Raw genomic sequence first — 17,284 nt, forward strand, 5'->3', positions numbered from 1 at the left:
CAGCGAGATAGCCAGGCGACCAAATAATCGGCGAGGAAAAGCAGGCATAGGTCGTACTGGGTGGCGACGCCGCCAATCTTTCAGCCTGCCGACCCTTCAAGGCGTAGCGTAGCAGCCAACATGATCTCGATGTTGTTGTGACGCTTGTCGTATTTGATCGGCTCTATCCGGGCTTGCATCACAACCGTTGTGGCGGACCAGATGGCTGCAGTCGGGGGCATGTAAAGAGCCTCCAGTATTCAGACGGGCTGCTTCGTCAGACTCGAGCAAGCGCATGTCGGGTCTCGCCATCGGGACCGCCTAAGGGTCTTCTTTCGCGATCGGACGGACCTCTTGCACGAGGGTCAGCAGAGTCTTGCTAGGCTCTTCCACCATAAGCTCGTGAGCGGAGTGTTCGAACCAGATCAGTCGTTTCATCGGCGCCTCTATGCGCACAAACCAGTCGGCCGCCACCTCAGCCGACACCTTTGCCGATGAGGCCTAGGCGTTTGAGGCAATACGGGCCGAGCATCCTGAGCGTCGCGGCTTTAGACCGCCTGGGCGCCTTCCCGACGGACTTCATGTCCGCGATGTGTAGGTCGACAAGTTCGCCGAACGTGCGAAGCCGCGCTGACCGAGAGGGGGGAGGGGTTTCTCCGCGATCAATCCGCCCCTCGGCTTCGGTGGCCCACCGGCGGGCGTCATCGCGTTTGAGGAAGGTCTCGCTTATATAGCGACCCTTCCGCCTCACTTGGACCCGCCACGTTCCTGACGGGAGTTTCGAGTAAGTCGCCATTTCGTGTGCGCTCTGTGTGCACTGAGGTGTCGAAAACCCGGAAAAAACGTCGCAACACGTCACAAATTTGAGTGTACACGCCGCCTTCCAACTTTTTGATCTTGCTGAAAAATGTCTATAAATCAAGCTCATAGACTGTCCGTGGCGCCCATGATGGACTGGACCGACCGCAACTGTCGGGCGTTCCACCGTGCGCTGAGCAGCCGGGCGCTGCTCTATACGGAGATGGTCACGGCCCCGGCGGTGATCCACGGCGACCGCGAGCGTCTGCTGGGCTTTGACGCGGTGGAGCATCCGGTGGCCTTGCAGCTGGGCGGGTCGGACCCGGCCCAACTGGCTGAGGCGGCGCGGATCGGCGAGTCCTACGGCTATGACGAGATCAACCTGAACGTCGGCTGCCCCTCGGATCGGGTGCAGTCGGGCAAGTTCGGCGCCTGTCTGATGCGCGAGCCGGAGCTGGTGGCCGACTGCATGGCGGCGATCAAGGAGGCGGTCAGCGTCCCCGCCACCGTCAAATGCCGCATCGGCGTCGACGATCAGGACCCGGACGTCAGCCTGTTCGCCACGGTCGACGCCTCGGCGGCGGTCGGGATCACCCACTTCATCGTCCATGCGCGCAAGGCCTGGCTGAAGGGTCTGTCGCCGAAGGAAAACCGCGACGTGCCGCCGCTGGACTATGATCTGGTGCGGCGTCTGAAGCGCGAGCGGCCGCATCTGACCATCTGCATCAACGGCGGCGTCGGCGATCTGGATCAGGCTGAGGCCCATCTGGATGCGTCTGACGGCGTGCAACTGGACGGCGTCATGCTGGGCCGCGCCGCCTATCACGAGCCGGCCCTGCTGGGGCAGGTGGATCGGCGCATCTTCGGCATGGATGTCGCGGACGTCGATCCCTTCGCCGCCATCGAACGCTATCGGCCATACATGGCCGGGCGGCTGGCCGAGGGCGCCAATCTGGCCGGCATGACGCGGCATATGCTGGGTCTGATGCACGGCCGGGCCGGGGCGCGGGCCTTCCGCCGCATCCTGACCGTCGAGGGCGTCAAGGCCGGGGCCGGGCTGGAGGTCGTCGACCGCGCGGTCGAGGCCGTGCGCGAGGCCGAGGCGCGGCAGGCGCGGCTGGGCGAGAGCGAAGAAGCGGCCTGATTATTCACTTTCGTCATCCCGGCCTTGAGCCGGGACCGCCCAAGGCGCCGACGCTTCTTGCGGCCCCGGATAGCGGCTGCGCCGCTTCCGGGATGACGGGGAGGGATGCGCCCGCTATGCCCAAGCCATGACCGCCTTGCCCCTGTCCGACCTCGCGATGATGTTCGCAGCCCTGATTGCGGCAGGCGCATTGGCCGGCGTGATCGGCGGCCTGTTCGGGGTCGGCGGCGGGACGGTGCTGGTGCCGGCGCTCTTCTACGCTTTTGCGGTGCTGGGCGTGGGCGGTGAGAGCAATCTGCACGTCGCCATCGGCACCTCCCTGCTGACCATTGTCGCCACCTCGTTGCGGTCGCTGGCGACGCACCGAGCCCATGGAGCGGTGGACGAACAGGTGCTGAAGACCTGGACGCCCTGGGTGGCGCTCGGCGGACTGGTCGGGGCGGGGATCGCGGGCTTCACCTCGATGGAGGGACTGGCCGTCGTCTATGGCGTCTGTTTGCTGTTGATCGCGGCCCAGATGGGGCTGCTGCCCGAGCACGTCACCCTGCGCAAGGACCTGCCGACCGGCTGGGGACGACGCGGGGTCGGGACCGGCATCGGCCTGTTGTCCGCCATGATGGGCGTCGGCGGCGGCAGTTTCGGGGGCATGATGATGACCCTGTGCGGGCGGCCGATCCATCAGGCGGTGGCGACCGCCAGCGGCTTTGGTCTGGCTATCGGAGCGACGGCGGCCCTGGGTTTCGCGGCCTTCGGCTGGGACGCGCCGGGGCGGCCGCCGTTGTCGCTGGGCTACGTCAACGTCCCGGCGGCGGTGATCATGGGGCTGTTGACCGCCCTGACCGCCCCCTATGGCGCGCGGCTGGCCCATCGGCTTGATCGTAAGGTGCTGAGAAGGGCCTTCGCCGTCTACCTGTTGCTGACCGCCCTGTCGGTGGTGTGGAAGGCGCTCTGACAAACGGCGATTTCGCCTACGTAGATTTCCGGGGTGAAACGCTAAGGCTTTGGCGAACCGCGCGAGGTTAGGAAGACAGCCGTCATCCCCCCGAGCGTAGAAAATGCTGCAAAACCTGTCCGTGCCCAAGAAGCTGATGCTGTCCTTCGCCGCCGTGATCGCGGCCTGCGGGGCGGCGACCATGGTGGTCCTGTGGACCGTGACAATCTTGCAGCGCGCCGACGCGGCCAACGCCGCCTCCGCCGAGATGTTCAAGACCTCGGACCTGGTCCTGGCCGCCGCGGTCGAGCAGCAGAACGCCATGCGCGCCTATGTGGCGACGCGCGACGCCGACTTCATTCCCAAATACGAGGAGCCAGGCAAGGTTCTGATCGCGCGCCTGGCCGATCTGGCCGCCGCCGACGTCAACGCCGCCTATGGCCAGGAACAGGCGGCGCTGAAAGCCGCCACGGACGCCTTCCATCAAAGCGCCGACGGCCTGATGGCCCTGGCCCGTGATCCCGCCACCCAGCCCCAGGCCGTCGCCGGACTGGAAGCCGGCGCCCGCCTGTCGGATATCCGCGCCGCCATTACCTCGATCCAGGAAAAGGAGGCGGTGGTCGCCGCCGCCAACGCCAAGGCCAAGGCCTTCGCCTATCAGGAGGCCTATTGGAGCTTCGCCATCGGCGGGGTGCTGGCCCTGGTCATCGCGCTAGGCGCCGTCGTCTGGCTGATCAGCGCTTTGAGCCGTCCGGTCGAGGCCATGACCCGCGCCATGGGGCGTCTGGCCTCCGGTGATCTGAACGTCGCCATTCCCGCCATCGGTCGCCGCGACGAGATTGGTCACATGGCCGACGCCGTCCTGACCTTCAAACAGAACGCCGAGGAGAAGGTGCGGCTGGAAGCCGAGGCCGAGGTCCAGCGCGCCGCCGCCGAACAGGCCCGCATCGACCAGGCCGAACGTGACGCCGAGGCGGCCCGCCAGCAGGCCCAGGTGGTGGACGGCATCGCCTCTGGCCTCGAACGACTGTCGAGCGGCCAACTCGCCTTCCGCCTGAACGCCGCCTTCGCGCCCGAGTACGAGAAGCTGCGCGCCGACTTCAATGCGGCCATGGCCCAACTTCAGGACACGATGCGCGTCATCGTTGATCGCTCCAGCGCCATCGGCGCCAGCGCCCATGAGATCAGCCAGGCCTCGGATGACCTGTCGCGGCGCACCGAGCAGCAGGCCGCCTCGCTGGAGGAAACCGCCGCCGCCCTGGAACAGATCACCGCCACCGTGGCCCGCTCCGCCGAAGGCGCGATCGAGGCCGGCGGCGTCGTCGACGGCGCCCGTCAGGAAGCGACGCAAGGGCAGGCCGTGGTGGGCCGCGCCATCGTCGCCATGGGCGAGATCGAGCAGTCGTCGAACGAAATCGGCAACATCATCGGCGTGATCGACGAGATCGCCTTCCAGACCAACCTGCTGGCGCTGAACGCGGGCGTCGAGGCGGCCCGCGCCGGCGACGCCGGTCGCGGCTTCGCGGTGGTGGCCTCGGAAGTCCGGGCTCTGGCCCAGCGTTCGGCGGAGGCGGCCAAAGAGATCAAGACCCTGATCTCGGCCTCCAGTCGTCAGGTCGGCGAGGGCGTGGCTCTGGTCGGCGACACCGGCCATGCACTGGAAAGGATCGCCGAGCAGATCACGCGGCTGACCGCCATCGCCCGCGAAATCTCGGCCTCGTCGCAGGAGCAGGCCAGCGGCCTGCAACAGGTCAATATCGCCGTGGCCCAGATGGATCAGGTGACGCAGCAGAATGCGGCCATGGTCGAGGAATCCACCGCCGCCAGCCACTCTCTGGCGCAGGACGCCCGCGAGCTGGACCGGATGATGGGGCAGTTCTCGCTGGACGGCGCCGCGACGGACGCGCGCGGTCAGCAGCAGATGCTGGCGCGGGCGGTGGCTTAAGAAGACGTCATCCCGGCCGAAGCCTCGCGGAGCGAGGCGCAGAGCCGGGACCGCCCAGAACGCCGCCGTCAGCTTTTCCTGCGGTCCCGGATAGCGGCTCCGCCGCTTCCGGGATGACGGTTATCTTTAGGCCGCGTGTTGCAGCACCAGGGCGTCCAGAGCCTGAACCAGGTCGGCCAGGATGTCGTCCTGATGCTCCAGTCCGACCGACAGCCGGATCAGGCCGTCGGTGATCCCGGCGACGACGCGCGCCTCGGGCGTCATAGCGGCGTGGGTCATGGTGGCCGGGTGGGCGATCAGGCTTTCGACCCCGCCCAGCGACTCGGCCAGGGTGAAGATGTCCAGACCCTCGATCAGGTCGCGCACGGCGTCGGTCCCGCCGTTCAGTTCGAAGCTGAGCATGGCGCCCGGTCCCGACTGCTGGCGCGCCGCCAGATCATGGCCAGGGTGGGATTTCAGACCCGGATAGTGGACGGCCTTGACCGCCGGATGCTGTTCCAGCGCGGCGGCGACCAGAGCGGCGGTGGCCTGCTGGCGCTCGATGCGGGTGAACAGGGTGCGCAAGCCCCGCAGGGTCTGATAGGCGTCGAACGGCGAGCCGGTGACGCCCAGGCAGTTGGCCCACCAAGCGAGTTCCGCATGATCCGCCGGGTCCGCCGCGATCACGGCGCCGCCGACAACGTCGGAGTGGCCGTTGATGTATTTGGTGGTCGAGTGGACGACGATGTCGGCGCCCAGCTCCAGCGGGCGTTGCAGGGCGGGCGACAGGAAGGTGTTGTCGCACACCACCTTGGCGCCGACGGCATGGGCGCGACGACAGACATCGGCCACGTCCACGACCCGCAGTAGGGGGTTGGACGGGGTCTCGATCAGCACCAGCTTGCAGCCGTCGGCCAGAGCCGCGTCCAGGGCTTGGCCGTCGTTCTGATCGACGAAGGCGACGCGGAAATGGCCCTTTTTCGCCCGCGCGCACAGCAGGCGGTGGGTGCCGCCATAGCAGTCGTGCGGCGCGATCAGCAGTTCGCCGGGGTTGAGCAAGGACAGCGGCAGGTCGACCGCGGCCATGCCGGTGGCGGTGATGACGGCGCCGGCGCCGCCTTCCAGCTCGGCCAGGGTGTCGGCCAGGACGTCGCGGGTCGGATTGCCCGAGCGCGAGTAGTCGTATTTCCGCTTCTGGTCGAAGCCGGCGAAGGAATAGTTGGACGACAGATACAGCGGCGGCATGACCGCGCCGTGGGCCGTGTCCGTATCGACGCCCGAGCGGGCGGCGATGGTGCGGGGATCGGCGGGACGGGCGGCGCGGCTCATTGGTCGATGTCTTTCAGGACGGAGGTCAGGATGTCGGCGACCAGGACGTCTTCCTTCAGGAAGGCGTCGTGGCCGTAGTGGGAGGGGTGCTGTTCGAAGCGCCAGAGGTTGGGCAGGCGCGCGGCCAGCTCCCTCATGTCGTCGATGGGGCACAGGCGGTCGGTGGTGAAGCCGACCAGGGTGACGGGGGCGGTGATGGCCTCGGGCTCGACGCGGTGGCGGTCGATGGAGTCCGACAAGGTCAGCCAGCGCGAGGGCGTGGTGCGGTCGCGATAAGCCCGGCCGCGCGCCTGCAGATATTCGCAGACGGGATAGGCCTGACCAGCATGGCTGGGGGCCTCGGAATCGAAGCGCTCGCCGAACTCGTCGGGGGTGCGATAGGTGGTCATGGCCAGTTCGCGGGCCAGACCGACCGCCTGATCCACGCGGCCGGTCTCCAGCCCCAGTTGCAGGATGCGGCGCTGGATGCCGCGCCAGGCGGTGGCCAGGGGGTGAGGGCGGTGGGCGGCGGACACCACCACCAGCTGCTCGGCCCAGTCGGGGAAGAGCTCGCCAAACGCCAGCGCGATCATGCCCCCGTAGGAGCAGCCGATGAAGGCCGCGACCTTCTCGACGCCCAGGTGGTCCAGCAGCAGGGCCAGCAGCCGCGCCTGATCCTGGGTGGTGATGGTCAGCGGCGGCTTGGCGTCCTTGGCGTCGGGACCGAAATCGGGTGCGAAATCAAAAGCCAGGACGCGGAAACGGGTCAGGTCGATGGGGGCGCGCACGCCGACGGCGCCTGACCACCAGCCCAGGCCCTTGGTCTCGGTGCGGTGGACGTAACGGTCGGCGGAGATGCCGCCAGCCACGACGATCAGGGGGGCGCCGGCCTTGCCGTGCAGACGGCCCACGATCTGCTTCTGGTTCAGGGTTCCGCCGAAATCGAGCGGGAAGCCGTCGGGGATCGGCACGACGACGTCATGGGCCCCGTCGCGCGACAGCAGCTCGGACGGACGGCGTGCGGAGGCGGGCCTACAGGCGGGCTCTTCAGCAGGGTCGATAGGGTCGATCAGGGCCAGGGTCATGGGTCTCGTCACTCAGCAAAACGGCTCGCCAAGGAACCCATGCAGTGACAGACCGTGGAGCGTCGCCTCGTCGATGCTCCACCCATCTCTCGCGGTCTTCAGGTCGCCCTGAAAACCCCGCAGGAGTTGGCACCGTTTCGGGCGGAACCCGATGGTTGCCCCGGCGTCAAAGGGCCTAATCCCTCAGCCGGTCTTGATGAGTGACCTTACGTTGCGGTTGCGAAGGGCGCCGGTCAAGCGAAATAATTCACCTCATTTTGGCGATTGGGGGCCGCAAGGTGGTGAAATCGCGCTTTTGTGGCGCGTCCGGGAAAAATTTGTTCTTTTGGGGGTTGACGCGGTGCGGGGTCCTGGAACACCTTGAGGCAGGATTTTTCAACCGGACGCCGCCTGTGCTTGACCGCCTCGCCAGCATGAAGATGACCCGCCTCGCCGCATCGGCGACGGGCCTCGTCGCGTCCATGATTACGACCACCGGTACCACCACCACCATGCCCTTGCGGGCGGGGACCGGATGATGCGCGCCGCCTAGGCGAGAAACGCAAAAAACCGATCACCCCGCCCGGACCCCCGGGCGGGTTTTTTTATGCCCGAACCGACCTCGACCGCCCCACCAGACCCCGCCTTCAGGATCACCCCGATGCCCGCTTCCGCCCTCGCTCTCGTCGCCGACAAACAGAAACCGCAAGCGGTCCCCAGGGCCTTCTGCGCCGCCGAGGTCGTGGTGCTGAAGTTCGGCTCGTCCGTCCTGCGCAACGCCGCCGAGGCGCCTGCCGTGGCCTCGGAAATCTACGGCCACGTCCGCGCCGGGCGGAAGGTGGTGGCGGTGGTGTCGGCCCTGTCTGGTCACACCGACCGGCTGCTGGCCGACGCCCGGGCTCTGGGGCTGGATCACGAGAACGAACTGCTGCCCGCCTATGTGGTGCTGGGCGAGGAAAAGGCGGCGGCCCTGGTCGCCATCGCCTGCGACCGGGTGGGGCTGGACGCGGTGGGTCTGTCGGTGCGGGAGCTGGGCATCGTGGTCGAGGGGCCGGCGCAGCACGCTCGCCCGGTCAGCCTGAAGGGCGAGCGCCTGCAACAGGCCCTGGCCGAGCATGAGGTGGTGGTGGTCCCCGGCTTCGGCGGCGTGCGCTCGAACGGGCGCGTGGCCCTGCTGGGCCGCGGCGGATCGGACCTGACGGCGGTGGTTCTGGCCGCCGAGCTGGGGCTGGACCGGGTGCGTTTGGTCAAGGACGTGGACGGCCTCTACGACCGCGATCCGGCCTGCGAAACGGGCACGCCGCTGCGCTATCGCCGCGCCAGCTGGGACACGGCGCGCCAGCTGGGCGGGGCCCTGGTCCAGCATGACGCCATCGATCTGGGCATGGAACACGGCGTCGAGATCGAGGTCGCGGCTCTGGGCCGGGCCGAGGGCACGGTGGTCGGCGAGCGCGGCGCGCCTCCCGGCCCGGTGCAGCCGCACGCCCCGCTGCGCGTGGCCCTGGCCGGCTGCGGCGTGGTCGGCGGCGGTCTGCTGAACCGCCTGCTCCCGGACAAGCGCTATGAGGTGGTCGGCGTCCTGGTCCGCAATCCGGCCAAGAAGCGCGACGTGGCCGCGCCGGCCGACCTGTTCACCAACGATGTCGAGGGCCTGCTGGCCAAGAAGCCTGATCTTCTGCTGGAGGCCCTGTCGGAAGGCGAGGCCGGTCACGCCCTGATCCGTCGCGCGCTGGAGGCCGGCTGCGACGTAGTCAGCGCCAACAAGCAGGCCGTGGCCCGCGATCCGGCGGGGCTTCAAGCCCTGGCCGCCGCCAATGGCTGTCGTGTCGCCTGGTCGGCCTCGGTCGGCGGCGGGGCGCCGATGATCGAGACCCTGCGCGCCGCCCGCGCCGCCGGTCCGGTCGCCGGGTTCGAGGCGGTGCTGAACGGCACGGTCAACTTCATGCTGCAACGTTTAGGCGAGGGCGCGGCCTTCGCCGACGCCCTGGCCGACGCCCGCGTGGCGGGCTTCGCCGAGGAAGACCCGTCCTCGGATCTGGAGGGCCACGACGCCGCCGCCAAGGTCAAGCTGCTGTCGTTCGAGGCCTTTGGCCGCGCCCCCGCCGACCTGCCGCGCGACGAACTGTCGGCGGACACCCCGCTGGGCGACAAGCCGGTGCGTCAGATCGGCGCCTGCCATGACCGGGGCGGCCATCTGGACGCCTCGGTCCGGCTTGACGGCGACCTGAAAGACGCGCTCTTCCAGTCGCTGAACGGAGAGAGAAACGCCTTGAAAGTCTATGGTCAGGACGGTCGCGTCTGGACGTGCAAGGGGCGCGGCGCCGGGCGCTGGGCCACGACCGAAAGCGTGCTGGCCGATGTGGCCGACGTGGTGCGCGCCCGTCGCGCGGCGGCGGAGCTGGTCTAGACATGGCTGTCTTCACGCCCGTCACGCCGGCTCAGGCCGCCGACTATCTCATGCGCTACCCCTTGGGTGATCTGGTCGCGCTGACGCCGATCGCCGAGGGGGTCGAGAACACCAACTACAAGCTGGAGACGACGTCGGGCGCCTATGTCCTGACCCTGTTCGAGGGGCGGACGGACGCGGCCTCGCTGCCCTTCTGCCTGGGCCTGACCCGGCATCTGGCGGCGCGCGGGTTTCCGACGCCGTCGCCCGTCGCCGACCGCCAGGGCGAGATCATCGGTCATCTCAACGGCCGCGCCGCCGCCATCCTGCACTGGGCGCCCGGCGCCTGGAAGCGCCAGCCTTCCGACAAGGAACAGTATCGCGCCGGTCAGGTGCTGGCCCTGCTGCACCTGGACGCCGCCGACTATGCCGTCGAGCGAAAGAACCCGGTCGGACCCGAGGCCTGGTCGGCGCTGGCCGCGCGCTGCGACGGGCCCGCCAAGGGCGTCGACCGCAAGATGCTGGATCAGATCAAGGCCCTGCTGCCGCGTCTGGCCGAGCCGTGGAGCGATCCCGCCCTGCCGCGCGGACCGATCCACGCCGACTACTTCCCCGACAATGTCCTGTTCGCCACGAATGAACATGGAAAGTGCGATGTCGGCGGGGTGATCGACTTCTATTTCGGCTGCACCGACGTCCTGGCCTATGACCTGGCCATCGCGCTCAGCGCCTGGGGCTTCGACGCCGAGGGACGCCCCATGCACTCGGCCCTGCGCGCCTTCCAGAAGGGCTATGAGTCCGTGCGCCCCCTGACGCCCGCCGAGGCCGAGGCGCTTCCGGGATTGGGGGCTGCGGCGGCGGTGCGCTTCACCCTGACCCGCCTGCACGACCGCATCTTCCATGACCCCGCCAACCTGGTCACGCCCAAGGACCCGGCGCCCTTCTTCCGCCGGCTGGACTACTGGAAGGCGGCGGAGACGGTCTGAGGGGGCCGCACGGCGCGAGTTCGTGGCGCTTGCGCAAGCGTCATGGACTCGCGTTAGAAGAGCTCACTCCGTTCTTGAAACCCGGTTCGAGTCTGCCTCGCGCCGCCAGCGAAACAGCCGTCACATGCCGCAGACGAAGCCCGCCTACAGCCGTGTCTCCATCGGCCTTCACTGGCTGATGCTCGTCCTGCTGGTCGCCGTCTATGCCTGCATCCTGCTGCGCGAAATCTATCCGCGCGGCAGCGATCCGCGCGAGGCGCTCAAGGCGTGGCATTTCATGCTCGGCCTGACCGTCTTCCTGTTGGTTTGGGCGCGTCTGCTGGCTCGCTTCTTCACGTCTCGCCCCTCGACGCCGCGAAGCTGGAACGACTGGTTCGCAGCGGCCATGCATGTGGCGCTTTACGCCTTCATGATCGCCATGCCGCTGCTGGGCTGGCTGACGCTTAGCGCAGGCGGAAAGCCCATCCCCTTCTTTGGTCTGTCGCTTCCCGCCCTTACGGCCCTCGACAAGGCCCTGGCGGGTCAGGTCAAGGAAGTGCACGAGACGATCGGCGTGGTCGGCTATTGGCTCGTGGGTCTGCACGCTGGCGCGGCCCTGTTCCACCACTACGTGCTTCGCGACGGCACGCTCAAGCGCATGCTGGGCCGCGCCTAAGGAGGGCTTCGGCGTTCGGATCGCCCTCTCTGCCTATGCCCCCGCCCTATCCCCGTCGGGCGGGCTGAAGCCTTACCCCGCGAACCCCTTCACCGCCGCCAGGGCGGCTTCGGCCGTGTTGTCGATAATGGTCAGGCGCTCGGGCTGATCGCCCAGGGCGCGGATGACGGGGGCGGGTTCGGGCTCGAAGCCGAGCACGTCCGAGACAAAGGCGCCGAACTTGGACGGGTGGGCCGTCGACAGGGCGACCACCGGGCCGTCGGCGCGGTCCAGACGGCGCGCAGCGGCCAGGGCGACGGCCGTGTGCGGACAGACGACACGGCCCCAGGCGGCGTGGGCGTGGGCGATCTCGGCCCCGGTCGTCGCCTCGTCGATGGAGACGGCGGAGACTTCTGATTTCAGCGCGGCCAGCAGGTCGGGGGACAGGGTGACGGACCCCTCGCGGGCGAAGGTTTCGAACACGGCGCGGACAGCCGCGGCGTCGCGGCCAGAGGCCTCATAGACCAGACGCTCGAAGTTGGACGGAGCCTGGACGTCCATCGACACGCTGCCGCTTTCGACGGCGGGACGGCGGGCATAGACGCCCTCGTTGATGGCGCGGGCCAGGGCGTCGTTCTGGTTGACAGCGGCGACGAAACCCGTGACCGGCAAGCCCATCTTCTTCGCGGCGATGCCGGCGAAGGCGTCGCCGAAATTGCCGGTCGGGACGACGAAGGTCGCCGCCTGACCCAGCTGCGCCGTGGCCGAGATATAATAGGGAATCTGTCCCGCCAGCCGGCCCCAGTTGATCGAGTTGACCGACGACAGGCGGCGGCCGTCGCGCAGTGATTCCTCGGCCAGCAGACCCTTCACCAGACGCTGGCAGTCGTCGAAGTCGCCGCGCACGGCCAGGTTTAGGATGTTGTCTGCCTGCACCGTCGTCATCTGCTTGCGCTGCACCGGCGAGACTCGGTCCAGCGGGTGCAGCACCACCAGGTTGATGCGCTCGGCCCCGGCGAAGGCGCGCACGGCGGCGGCGCCGGTGTCGCCGCTGGTGGCGGTCAGCAGCGTCAGTTTCTGGCCCGTCGCGGCTAGGGCCTCGTCCGACAGGGCGGCGACCAGCTGCATCGCCAGATCCTTGAAGGCGGCGGTCGGGCCGTGGAACAGCTCCAGCACGAAGAGGCCCGGCTCCAGCTCGACCAGGGGCGTCACCGCCGGGTGGTCGAAGCCCTTGGTCAGACGCTCCAGCGCGCGGTCGAGCGCGCCCGCAGGAAGCGCGTCGCCGATGAAGGGGGAAATCGCCTCCTTGGCCATTTCCGCATAGGTCCGCCCCGGACGCGCCGCATCGACGGGCAGGGCGGGCCAGGCCTGGGGCATGTAGAGGCCGCCATCAGGCGCAATGCCGCGCAGCAGGGCGTCGGCGAAATTGGTCGGGGCGGCGTCGCCGCGCGTCGAAAGGTAGCGGTCGGGGGAGGTGCTCATGACGGGTCGTTTCTAGCCGCAGGGCGGCGCTTCGTCATGATTATTTTGCGTCTGCGAAGGCAATTTCGCAGTTTTGCGCAACAAGATGACGACGGAGTCACAAGAGGCGTCGCCGGGGCTGGCGCATCGCCGCCGTCCGGTCCATGTCAGGGCGAATGAGACGCCGTTCCTTTCTGATCCGCGCGGGCGCGGCGGCTGCCGCTGTCGGCGGCGGCCTGTGGCTCAAGGACCATGTGATCTGGCGCCGGCCGATGCTGGCCTTCGCTGACGGCGGGACTAGCGGGTGGTCGCCCTTCGTCGTCGCGAACGCCGCCACGCCGACCGTGCGGGTGCGGATCGCCGGGCGCGAGGTGACGGCCCTGATCGACAGCGGCGCCCAGTACTCGGTGATCGACCGCGCCCTGGTCGAGGCCCTGGGCCTGACGACCTTTTTCGACATGCCCCTGGTGGCTTACGGCGTCGGGGGGCAGCCGCAGGTCGGGCGCGGGGTGACGCTGGACATGGCGGTCGGCACGCTGACAGCGTCGGGTCTGCGCGCAGCCATCCTCGACCTGGGGCCGTTGGCGGATGCGGCGGGCCTGGGCGCGCCCTTGGTGCTGGGACAGGACCTGCTGGGCGAGGCTGTGCTGGAGCTGGACATGAAGCGCCGTCGCAGCCGTCTGGTCGATCCCGGCGGCCATGTCGTCTCGCCCGCGCTGCGACCCGTCCCGGTCAAGCGCAGCGGCACGGCCCTGACCGTCGAGGTCACGGTCGAAAGCGCGGTGATGCGGGCCGTGATCGACACCGGCTTCTCCTCCCTGATCGCCCTCAGCCAGGGCGCGGCCGAGGCGGCGGGCCTGCTGGACGGGCGCGCCGAAACCGCCGGGTCCAGCATCGTCCTGGGCGGGGTGGCGCGGGCGCGGGTGATCGAGGCGAAGACCGTGACCTTTGGCGACGACCTGTGGCGCGGGGTGGCGACGCCGGTGTTCGCCAATTCGCCCTTGCCCAACTACCCCGACGCCCTGCTGGGCGTGGCGGCCTTCGAGGATCGCGACGTCGTGCTGGACCTGGGACGAGGCCGTCTGCACGTCTCGCCCCAGATGGACCTGACCGTGGGCTAGGGCGTCATAGCCCCTTGAAGGTGTCGCAGGCGGCCGGATCGCCAGTCTGATAGCCGCGTTGCAGCCATTCGACGCGTTGCGCCGCCGAGCCGTGAGTGAAGCTTTCGGGCGAGACGCGACCGCCGCCGCGGCGTTGCAGGGTGTCGTCGCCGATGGCCTGGGCGGTCTTCATGCCCTCTTCCAGATCGCCCGGCTCCAGCGCCACCTGACCGCCTGAGACGGCGGCGGCGTTCCGGGCCCAGACGCCGGCGTAGCAGTCGGCCTGAAGTTCCAGAGCGACGGAATACTTGTTGCCCTCGGCCTGTGACCTCGCCGACTGCTGGGCGCGCTGCACCTGGTCGGTGGCGCCGGTCAGATGCTGGACGTGGTGGCCGAATTCGTGGGCGATGACATAGGCCTTGGCGAAGTCGGCGCCCGAGGCCCCCAGCTTGGTTTCCATTTCGCGCCAGAAGCCGAGGTCCAGGTAAACCTTCTGATCGGCGGGGCAGTAGAAGGGCCCCATGGCGGATTGGCCGAAGCCGCAGCCCGTCTGGGTGCCTTGTTCATACAGGACCGTGGTCGGCGGAGTATAGCCGCGCAGCTTGGTCTTCCAAACGTCGTTGATGTTGGAGCCGATGACCTCGACGAACTGCCCGGCCTGATCCTCGGGCGAGCCCATCTTGCCGGCTTGTTCGGACTGGCTGGCGCCGCCGAACTGGCTGGCGACCTGCTGGGTGGTGTTGGGGTCGATGCCGAAGACGAAGTAGCCGATGGCCGCCAGCACCAGAACGCCGATGCCGCCGCCCGCCACGGCGCCGCCGCCCATGCCGCGCCGGTCTTCAATGCCGCCGCCGCGCCGTCCGCCCTGCCAACGCATGATGTCGTCTCCACCCTGAAATCTCGCCCGAAGCTAGGCCCAAACGCGGCGGGCAGGGAAGGGATGCAATTGTAACCAAGGCTCAGTTCGGGCGGCGGTCCAGCCAGCTGTCGATCTCGGTGACGCCGCGCGTCATTTCCTCGCGTCGGGCGGCTTGGGCCTCGCGCGCCTCCCGTTCCTGTTCCAGCGTGCGCGGGACGTAGGCGGTCGGCGGCGGCGAGGGCAGGGCGGGCTGGCGCGCGGCCTCAAGACGCTGGATCGTCAGTCGAGTCTGCAGCTGTTGCTGTTGGGCCAGGGCCTCGCGCTCGGCGGCCTGATGGCGCAGGCGGTGCATCTCATAGCGGTGTTGATCGGCGATGGCCGAGCCGGGATCGTAGCCAGGCGGCGGCGGACCCGGCCAGCCGGGCCAGGTCTGGGCGTTCGCGGGCAGAGGCGCGGCGGCGAGCATCAGGGTCATGAGGATCAGGCGGCGCATGGTCGAAACATGGGCGCCAGGACGCCTTGATCCAAGCGGCGCCGTTCTGACGCCCGTCACCCTCGGCCTCGTCCCGAGGGTGACGGGCGCTTGTAATCAGATGGCGAAGCTGACTCCGCAGCCGCAGCTGGACGAGGCATTCGGATTGCGCACTACAAACTGCGCGCCGGCCAGTTCATCGACAAAAGCGATCTCGGAACCCTTGAGGAAGGGGATGGAGACCGGGTCGATCACCGCCGCCTGACCGTCGCGACGGATGACCAGGTCATCGGCCTCGGGCGCGTGGACCAGTTCCAGCCGGTACTGGAAGCCCGAGCAGCCGCCGCCGTCGACGGCGACGCGCAGCATGACCGGCTTGCCCTCGATCTCGGCCAGCTTGGCCAGGCGTTTCACCGCGCTCTCGGCCAGAAGAATGCCTTCCGGGGCGCGGGCGGAAACCGAAAGCGACAGGTCGCGGACTGATTCTGTGGATTGGACGGTGCTCACGGCTCTCTATATGAGGAGCTGACAGGCGTTCGCAAAGGCCTGTGCTGTAATAGAAGTGCTGTCCGCCTTGAGCCAGACCCGCGCGTCCTTCGCCGAAGACCCCGCCGCCAGCCGTGGCCGCCATGTTTTCGAGCCCGCCAGCCGCACCCGCACGCCCTTCGCCCGCGACCGCGACCGCATCATCCACGCCACTGCCTTCCGCCGTCTGAAGGAGAAGACCCAGGTCTTCGTGGCGCACGAGGGCGACCACTATCGCACCCGTCTGACCCACAGTCTGGAGGTGGCCCAGATCGCCCGGTCGCTGGCCCACGCCCTTCGGCTGGACGACGACCTGGCCGAGACCATCGCCCTGGCCCACGACCTGGGCCATCCGCCCTTCGCCCACGCGGGCGAGGACGAGCTGCAGGCCCAGATGGCCGACTACGGCGGCTTTGATCACAACGTCCAGAGCTTTCGCGTCATCACCGAGCTGGAAGTCCGCTATCCGAAATTCCTCGGCCTCAACCTGAGCTGGGAAACGGTCGAGGGGGTCATCAAGCACAACGGGCCGGTGATGCATCACCTGGGCGAACCGGCGTGGAAGACGGTCGCGGCCTATGCGCCGGGCGGCGCGGCGGACTGGGACCTGAGGCTCGACACCTTCGCCTCGCTGGAGGCCCAGTGCGCGGCCATCGCCGACGACATCGCCTACAACAACCACGACGTGGACGACGGGGTGCAGGCGGGCCTGTTCACCCTGGCCGATCTGGCCGAGGTGCCGCTGATCGGGCCGTGCCTGGCCGAGGTGCGCCGCGACTGGCCCGCGCTGGACGACCGCATGGTGCGTCTGGAGGCCGTGCGCCGCATGATCGGCATCATGGTCGACGACGTCCTGGCCGAAACCGAGCGTCGGCTGGCCGCGCACGGCATCGTCACCGTCGAGGACGTGCGCCTGGCCCCGCAGATGATGGTGCAGTTCTCACCGCAGATGCTGGCCGACCTGGGCGTGCTGCGCCGCTTCCTGTTCGAGCGGATGTACCGCCACTACCGGGTCAATCGCACCCGCAGCCAGGCGCGCCGCGTCCTGTCGCAACTGTTCCACTTGTTCATGGAAGAACCCGAGGTCATGCCGCCCGAATGGTCGGCCTCGGCCCTGTCGGATGATCCGATCAAGCGGGCGCGGGCGGTGTGCGACTATATCGCCGGAATGACCGACCGCTACGCCATCGAAGTCCACGGCAAATTGTTCAGCCTCGACCTGGCGCTTGATCTGTGATTCGAAAGAGGCCACGGGCGGGCTAGACTGATACTTCCCGGCGCCGATTCGCGCGGGGCCGATCCAGAAAGCGCGACCCATGTCCTACGACGACGATCACCGAGGCAACCCCAACGCCGGCCGCGAGCGGGGGGCCTATACGCCGCCTACCGACGACGACCTGCCGTTCGAGCGCCGCAGCTATGATCCGCGTCGCGCGCCGGCCGCCAAGTCGCCGCCCATCACCCTGATCATCAGCGCCATTGTCCTGCTGCTGCTGATCGTGGCCGTAGTGGTCTTCTATCGCTCGGGCGTGCGGTCCTCGACCGACGCCCCGCCCGCCGTCGGCACGCCGGTCAAGAGCATGAAGGTCGAGGCGCCGCTGGACGCCCAGCCGATCGACCCGGAAGCGGGCGTGCGCGTCTATCGCGACGGCGGCGAGGCGACCGACGCCGTCCCCACCTTCACCCCCGGCCCGGAAGCCGTCGCCCCGCGCC

14 protein-coding genes, 1 pseudogene and 1 riboswitch are annotated in these 17,284 nt (G+C 68.6%); of the genes and pseudogenes, 9 read left to right on the forward strand and 6 right to left on the reverse strand.

Translation table 11 applies throughout. The annotated features are described in order from the left end of the window. Window positions 1-886 precede the first annotated feature (886 nt). From dusA to DXK21_RS01785, 3 genes are all read left to right on the forward strand, one after another. Entirely contained in the window at window positions 887-1,921 is a 1,035-nt protein-coding gene (gene dusA, locus DXK21_RS01775; RefSeq protein ID WP_114816067.1) for a tRNA dihydrouridine(20/20a) synthase DusA, read from the forward strand. 127 nt (window positions 1,922-2,048) lie between these two features. After that, window positions 2,049-2,873: a sulfite exporter TauE/SafE family protein gene (locus tag DXK21_RS01780; RefSeq protein WP_114816068.1), complete on the forward strand. Its 825-nt coding sequence runs from the start codon at window positions 2,049-2,051 to the stop codon at window positions 2,871-2,873. A 103-nt stretch (window positions 2,874-2,976) separates the two neighbouring features. Further along, entirely contained in the window at window positions 2,977-4,797 is a 1,821-nt protein-coding gene (locus DXK21_RS01785) for a methyl-accepting chemotaxis protein (protein ID WP_114816069.1), read from the forward strand. Between the two features lie 126 nt (window positions 4,798-4,923). Here DXK21_RS01785 and metB read toward each other — a convergent pair whose 3' ends face one another. Further along, a complete protein-coding gene (gene metB, locus DXK21_RS01790; RefSeq protein WP_114816070.1) occupies window positions 4,924-6,105 on the reverse strand; it encodes a cystathionine gamma-synthase in 1,182 nt (393 codons plus the stop codon). Next, complete coding sequence (metX, locus tag DXK21_RS01795; protein ID WP_114816071.1) at window positions 6,102-7,169, reverse strand: homoserine O-succinyltransferase MetX; 1,068 nt, start codon at window positions 7,167-7,169, stop codon at window positions 6,102-6,104. The genes metB and metX overlap by 4 nt, the downstream gene beginning before the upstream one ends. Before the next feature lie 79 nt (window positions 7,170-7,248). Continuing rightward, a riboswitch (SAM riboswitch) is annotated at window positions 7,249-7,372 on the reverse strand. Window positions 7,373-7,809: 437 nt separating this feature from the next. Here metX and DXK21_RS01805 point away from each other — a divergent pair. The 3 genes from DXK21_RS01805 (at window position 7,810) to DXK21_RS01815 (ending at window position 11,175) form a co-directional block, all read left to right on the forward strand. Then, window positions 7,810-9,555 carry an amino acid kinase family protein gene (locus DXK21_RS01805; RefSeq protein ID WP_114816073.1) on the forward strand — a complete coding sequence of 582 codons (1,746 nt, stop codon included), beginning with the start codon at window positions 7,810-7,812 and terminating at the stop codon, window positions 9,553-9,555. A 2-nt stretch (window positions 9,556-9,557) separates the two neighbouring features. Then, the gene (locus DXK21_RS01810; RefSeq protein ID WP_114816074.1) at window positions 9,558-10,520 is read left to right on the forward strand and encodes a homoserine kinase; all 963 of its coding nucleotides are present in this window, start codon (window positions 9,558-9,560) and stop codon (window positions 10,518-10,520) included. Window positions 10,521-10,644: 124 nt separating this feature from the next. Next, window positions 10,645-11,175: a cytochrome b gene (locus tag DXK21_RS01815; protein ID WP_114816075.1), complete on the forward strand. Its 531-nt coding sequence runs from the start codon at window positions 10,645-10,647 to the stop codon at window positions 11,173-11,175. Window positions 11,176-11,247: 72 nt separating this feature from the next. Here the strand turns inward: DXK21_RS01815 and thrC are convergent, their stop codons facing one another. After that, window positions 11,248-12,636, reverse strand: coding sequence for a threonine synthase (gene thrC, locus DXK21_RS01820; RefSeq protein WP_114816076.1), 1,389 nt, complete (start codon window positions 12,634-12,636; stop codon window positions 11,248-11,250). A 155-nt stretch (window positions 12,637-12,791) separates the two neighbouring features. Here thrC and DXK21_RS01825 point away from each other — a divergent pair, with 155 nt between their 5' ends. Then, window positions 12,792-13,736, forward strand: a complete 945-nt coding sequence (locus DXK21_RS01825) for a pepsin/retropepsin-like aspartic protease family protein (protein ID WP_114816077.1) — start codon at window positions 12,792-12,794, stop codon at window positions 13,734-13,736. 4 nt (window positions 13,737-13,740) lie between these two features. On the opposite strand, the gene ypfJ is transcribed toward DXK21_RS01825, so the two are convergent. From ypfJ to DXK21_RS01840, 3 genes are all read right to left on the reverse strand, one after another. Beyond that, window positions 13,741-14,592 carry a KPN_02809 family neutral zinc metallopeptidase gene (gene ypfJ / locus DXK21_RS01830; RefSeq protein ID WP_114816078.1) on the reverse strand — a complete coding sequence of 284 codons (852 nt, stop codon included), beginning with the start codon at window positions 14,590-14,592 and terminating at the stop codon, window positions 13,741-13,743. Between the two features lie 82 nt (window positions 14,593-14,674). Next, window positions 14,675-15,067, reverse strand: coding sequence for a hypothetical protein (locus DXK21_RS01835; RefSeq protein WP_114816079.1), 393 nt, complete (start codon window positions 15,065-15,067; stop codon window positions 14,675-14,677). Window positions 15,068-15,163: 96 nt separating this feature from the next. Continuing rightward, a complete protein-coding gene (locus DXK21_RS01840; RefSeq protein WP_376856766.1) occupies window positions 15,164-15,481 on the reverse strand; it encodes a HesB/IscA family protein in 318 nt (105 codons plus the stop codon). Between the two features lie 139 nt (window positions 15,482-15,620). Here DXK21_RS01840 and DXK21_RS01845 point away from each other — a divergent pair, with 139 nt between their 5' ends. Beyond that, window positions 15,621-16,808: a deoxyguanosinetriphosphate triphosphohydrolase gene (locus tag DXK21_RS01845; protein WP_114816095.1), complete on the forward strand. Its 1,188-nt coding sequence runs from the start codon at window positions 15,621-15,623 to the stop codon at window positions 16,806-16,808. A gap of 79 nt (window positions 16,809-16,887) precedes the next feature. Then, window positions 16,888-17,284 (forward strand): annotated as a pseudogene (locus tag DXK21_RS01850) (SPOR domain-containing protein); the annotation flags it as partial.

This window comes from Brevundimonas bullata, assembly GCF_003350205.1.
GTDB classification, from domain to species: domain Bacteria; phylum Pseudomonadota; class Alphaproteobacteria; order Caulobacterales; family Caulobacteraceae; genus Brevundimonas; species Brevundimonas bullata.

What these genes read in the sequence shown, in the direction of transcription:
- dusA (WP_114816067.1), top strand. Translation starts at nt 887, where the DNA reads ATGTCTATAAATCAAGCTCATAGACTGTCCGTGGCGCCCATGATGGAC.
- DXK21_RS01780 (WP_114816068.1), top strand. Translation starts at nt 2,049, where the DNA reads ATGACCGCCTTGCCCCTGTCCGACCTCGCGATGATGTTCGCAGCCCTG.
- DXK21_RS01785 (WP_114816069.1), top strand. Translation starts at nt 2,977, where the DNA reads ATGCTGCAAAACCTGTCCGTGCCCAAGAAGCTGATGCTGTCCTTCGCC.
- metB (WP_114816070.1), bottom strand. Translation starts at nt 6,105, where the DNA reads ATGAGCCGCGCCGCCCGTCCCGCCGATCCCCGCACCATCGCCGCCCGC.
- metX (WP_114816071.1), bottom strand. Translation starts at nt 7,169, where the DNA reads ATGACCCTGGCCCTGATCGACCCTATCGACCCTGCTGAAGAGCCCGCC.
- DXK21_RS01805 (WP_114816073.1), top strand. Translation starts at nt 7,810, where the DNA reads ATGCCCGCTTCCGCCCTCGCTCTCGTCGCCGACAAACAGAAACCGCAA.
- DXK21_RS01810 (WP_114816074.1), top strand. Translation starts at nt 9,558, where the DNA reads ATGGCTGTCTTCACGCCCGTCACGCCGGCTCAGGCCGCCGACTATCTC.
- DXK21_RS01815 (WP_114816075.1), top strand. Translation starts at nt 10,645, where the DNA reads ATGCCGCAGACGAAGCCCGCCTACAGCCGTGTCTCCATCGGCCTTCAC.
- thrC (WP_114816076.1), bottom strand. Translation starts at nt 12,636, where the DNA reads ATGAGCACCTCCCCCGACCGCTACCTTTCGACGCGCGGCGACGCCGCC.
- DXK21_RS01825 (WP_114816077.1), top strand. Translation starts at nt 12,792, where the DNA reads ATGAGACGCCGTTCCTTTCTGATCCGCGCGGGCGCGGCGGCTGCCGCT.
- ypfJ (WP_114816078.1), bottom strand. Translation starts at nt 14,592, where the DNA reads ATGCGTTGGCAGGGCGGACGGCGCGGCGGCGGCATTGAAGACCGGCGC.
- DXK21_RS01835 (WP_114816079.1), bottom strand. Translation starts at nt 15,067, where the DNA reads ATGCGCCGCCTGATCCTCATGACCCTGATGCTCGCCGCCGCGCCTCTG.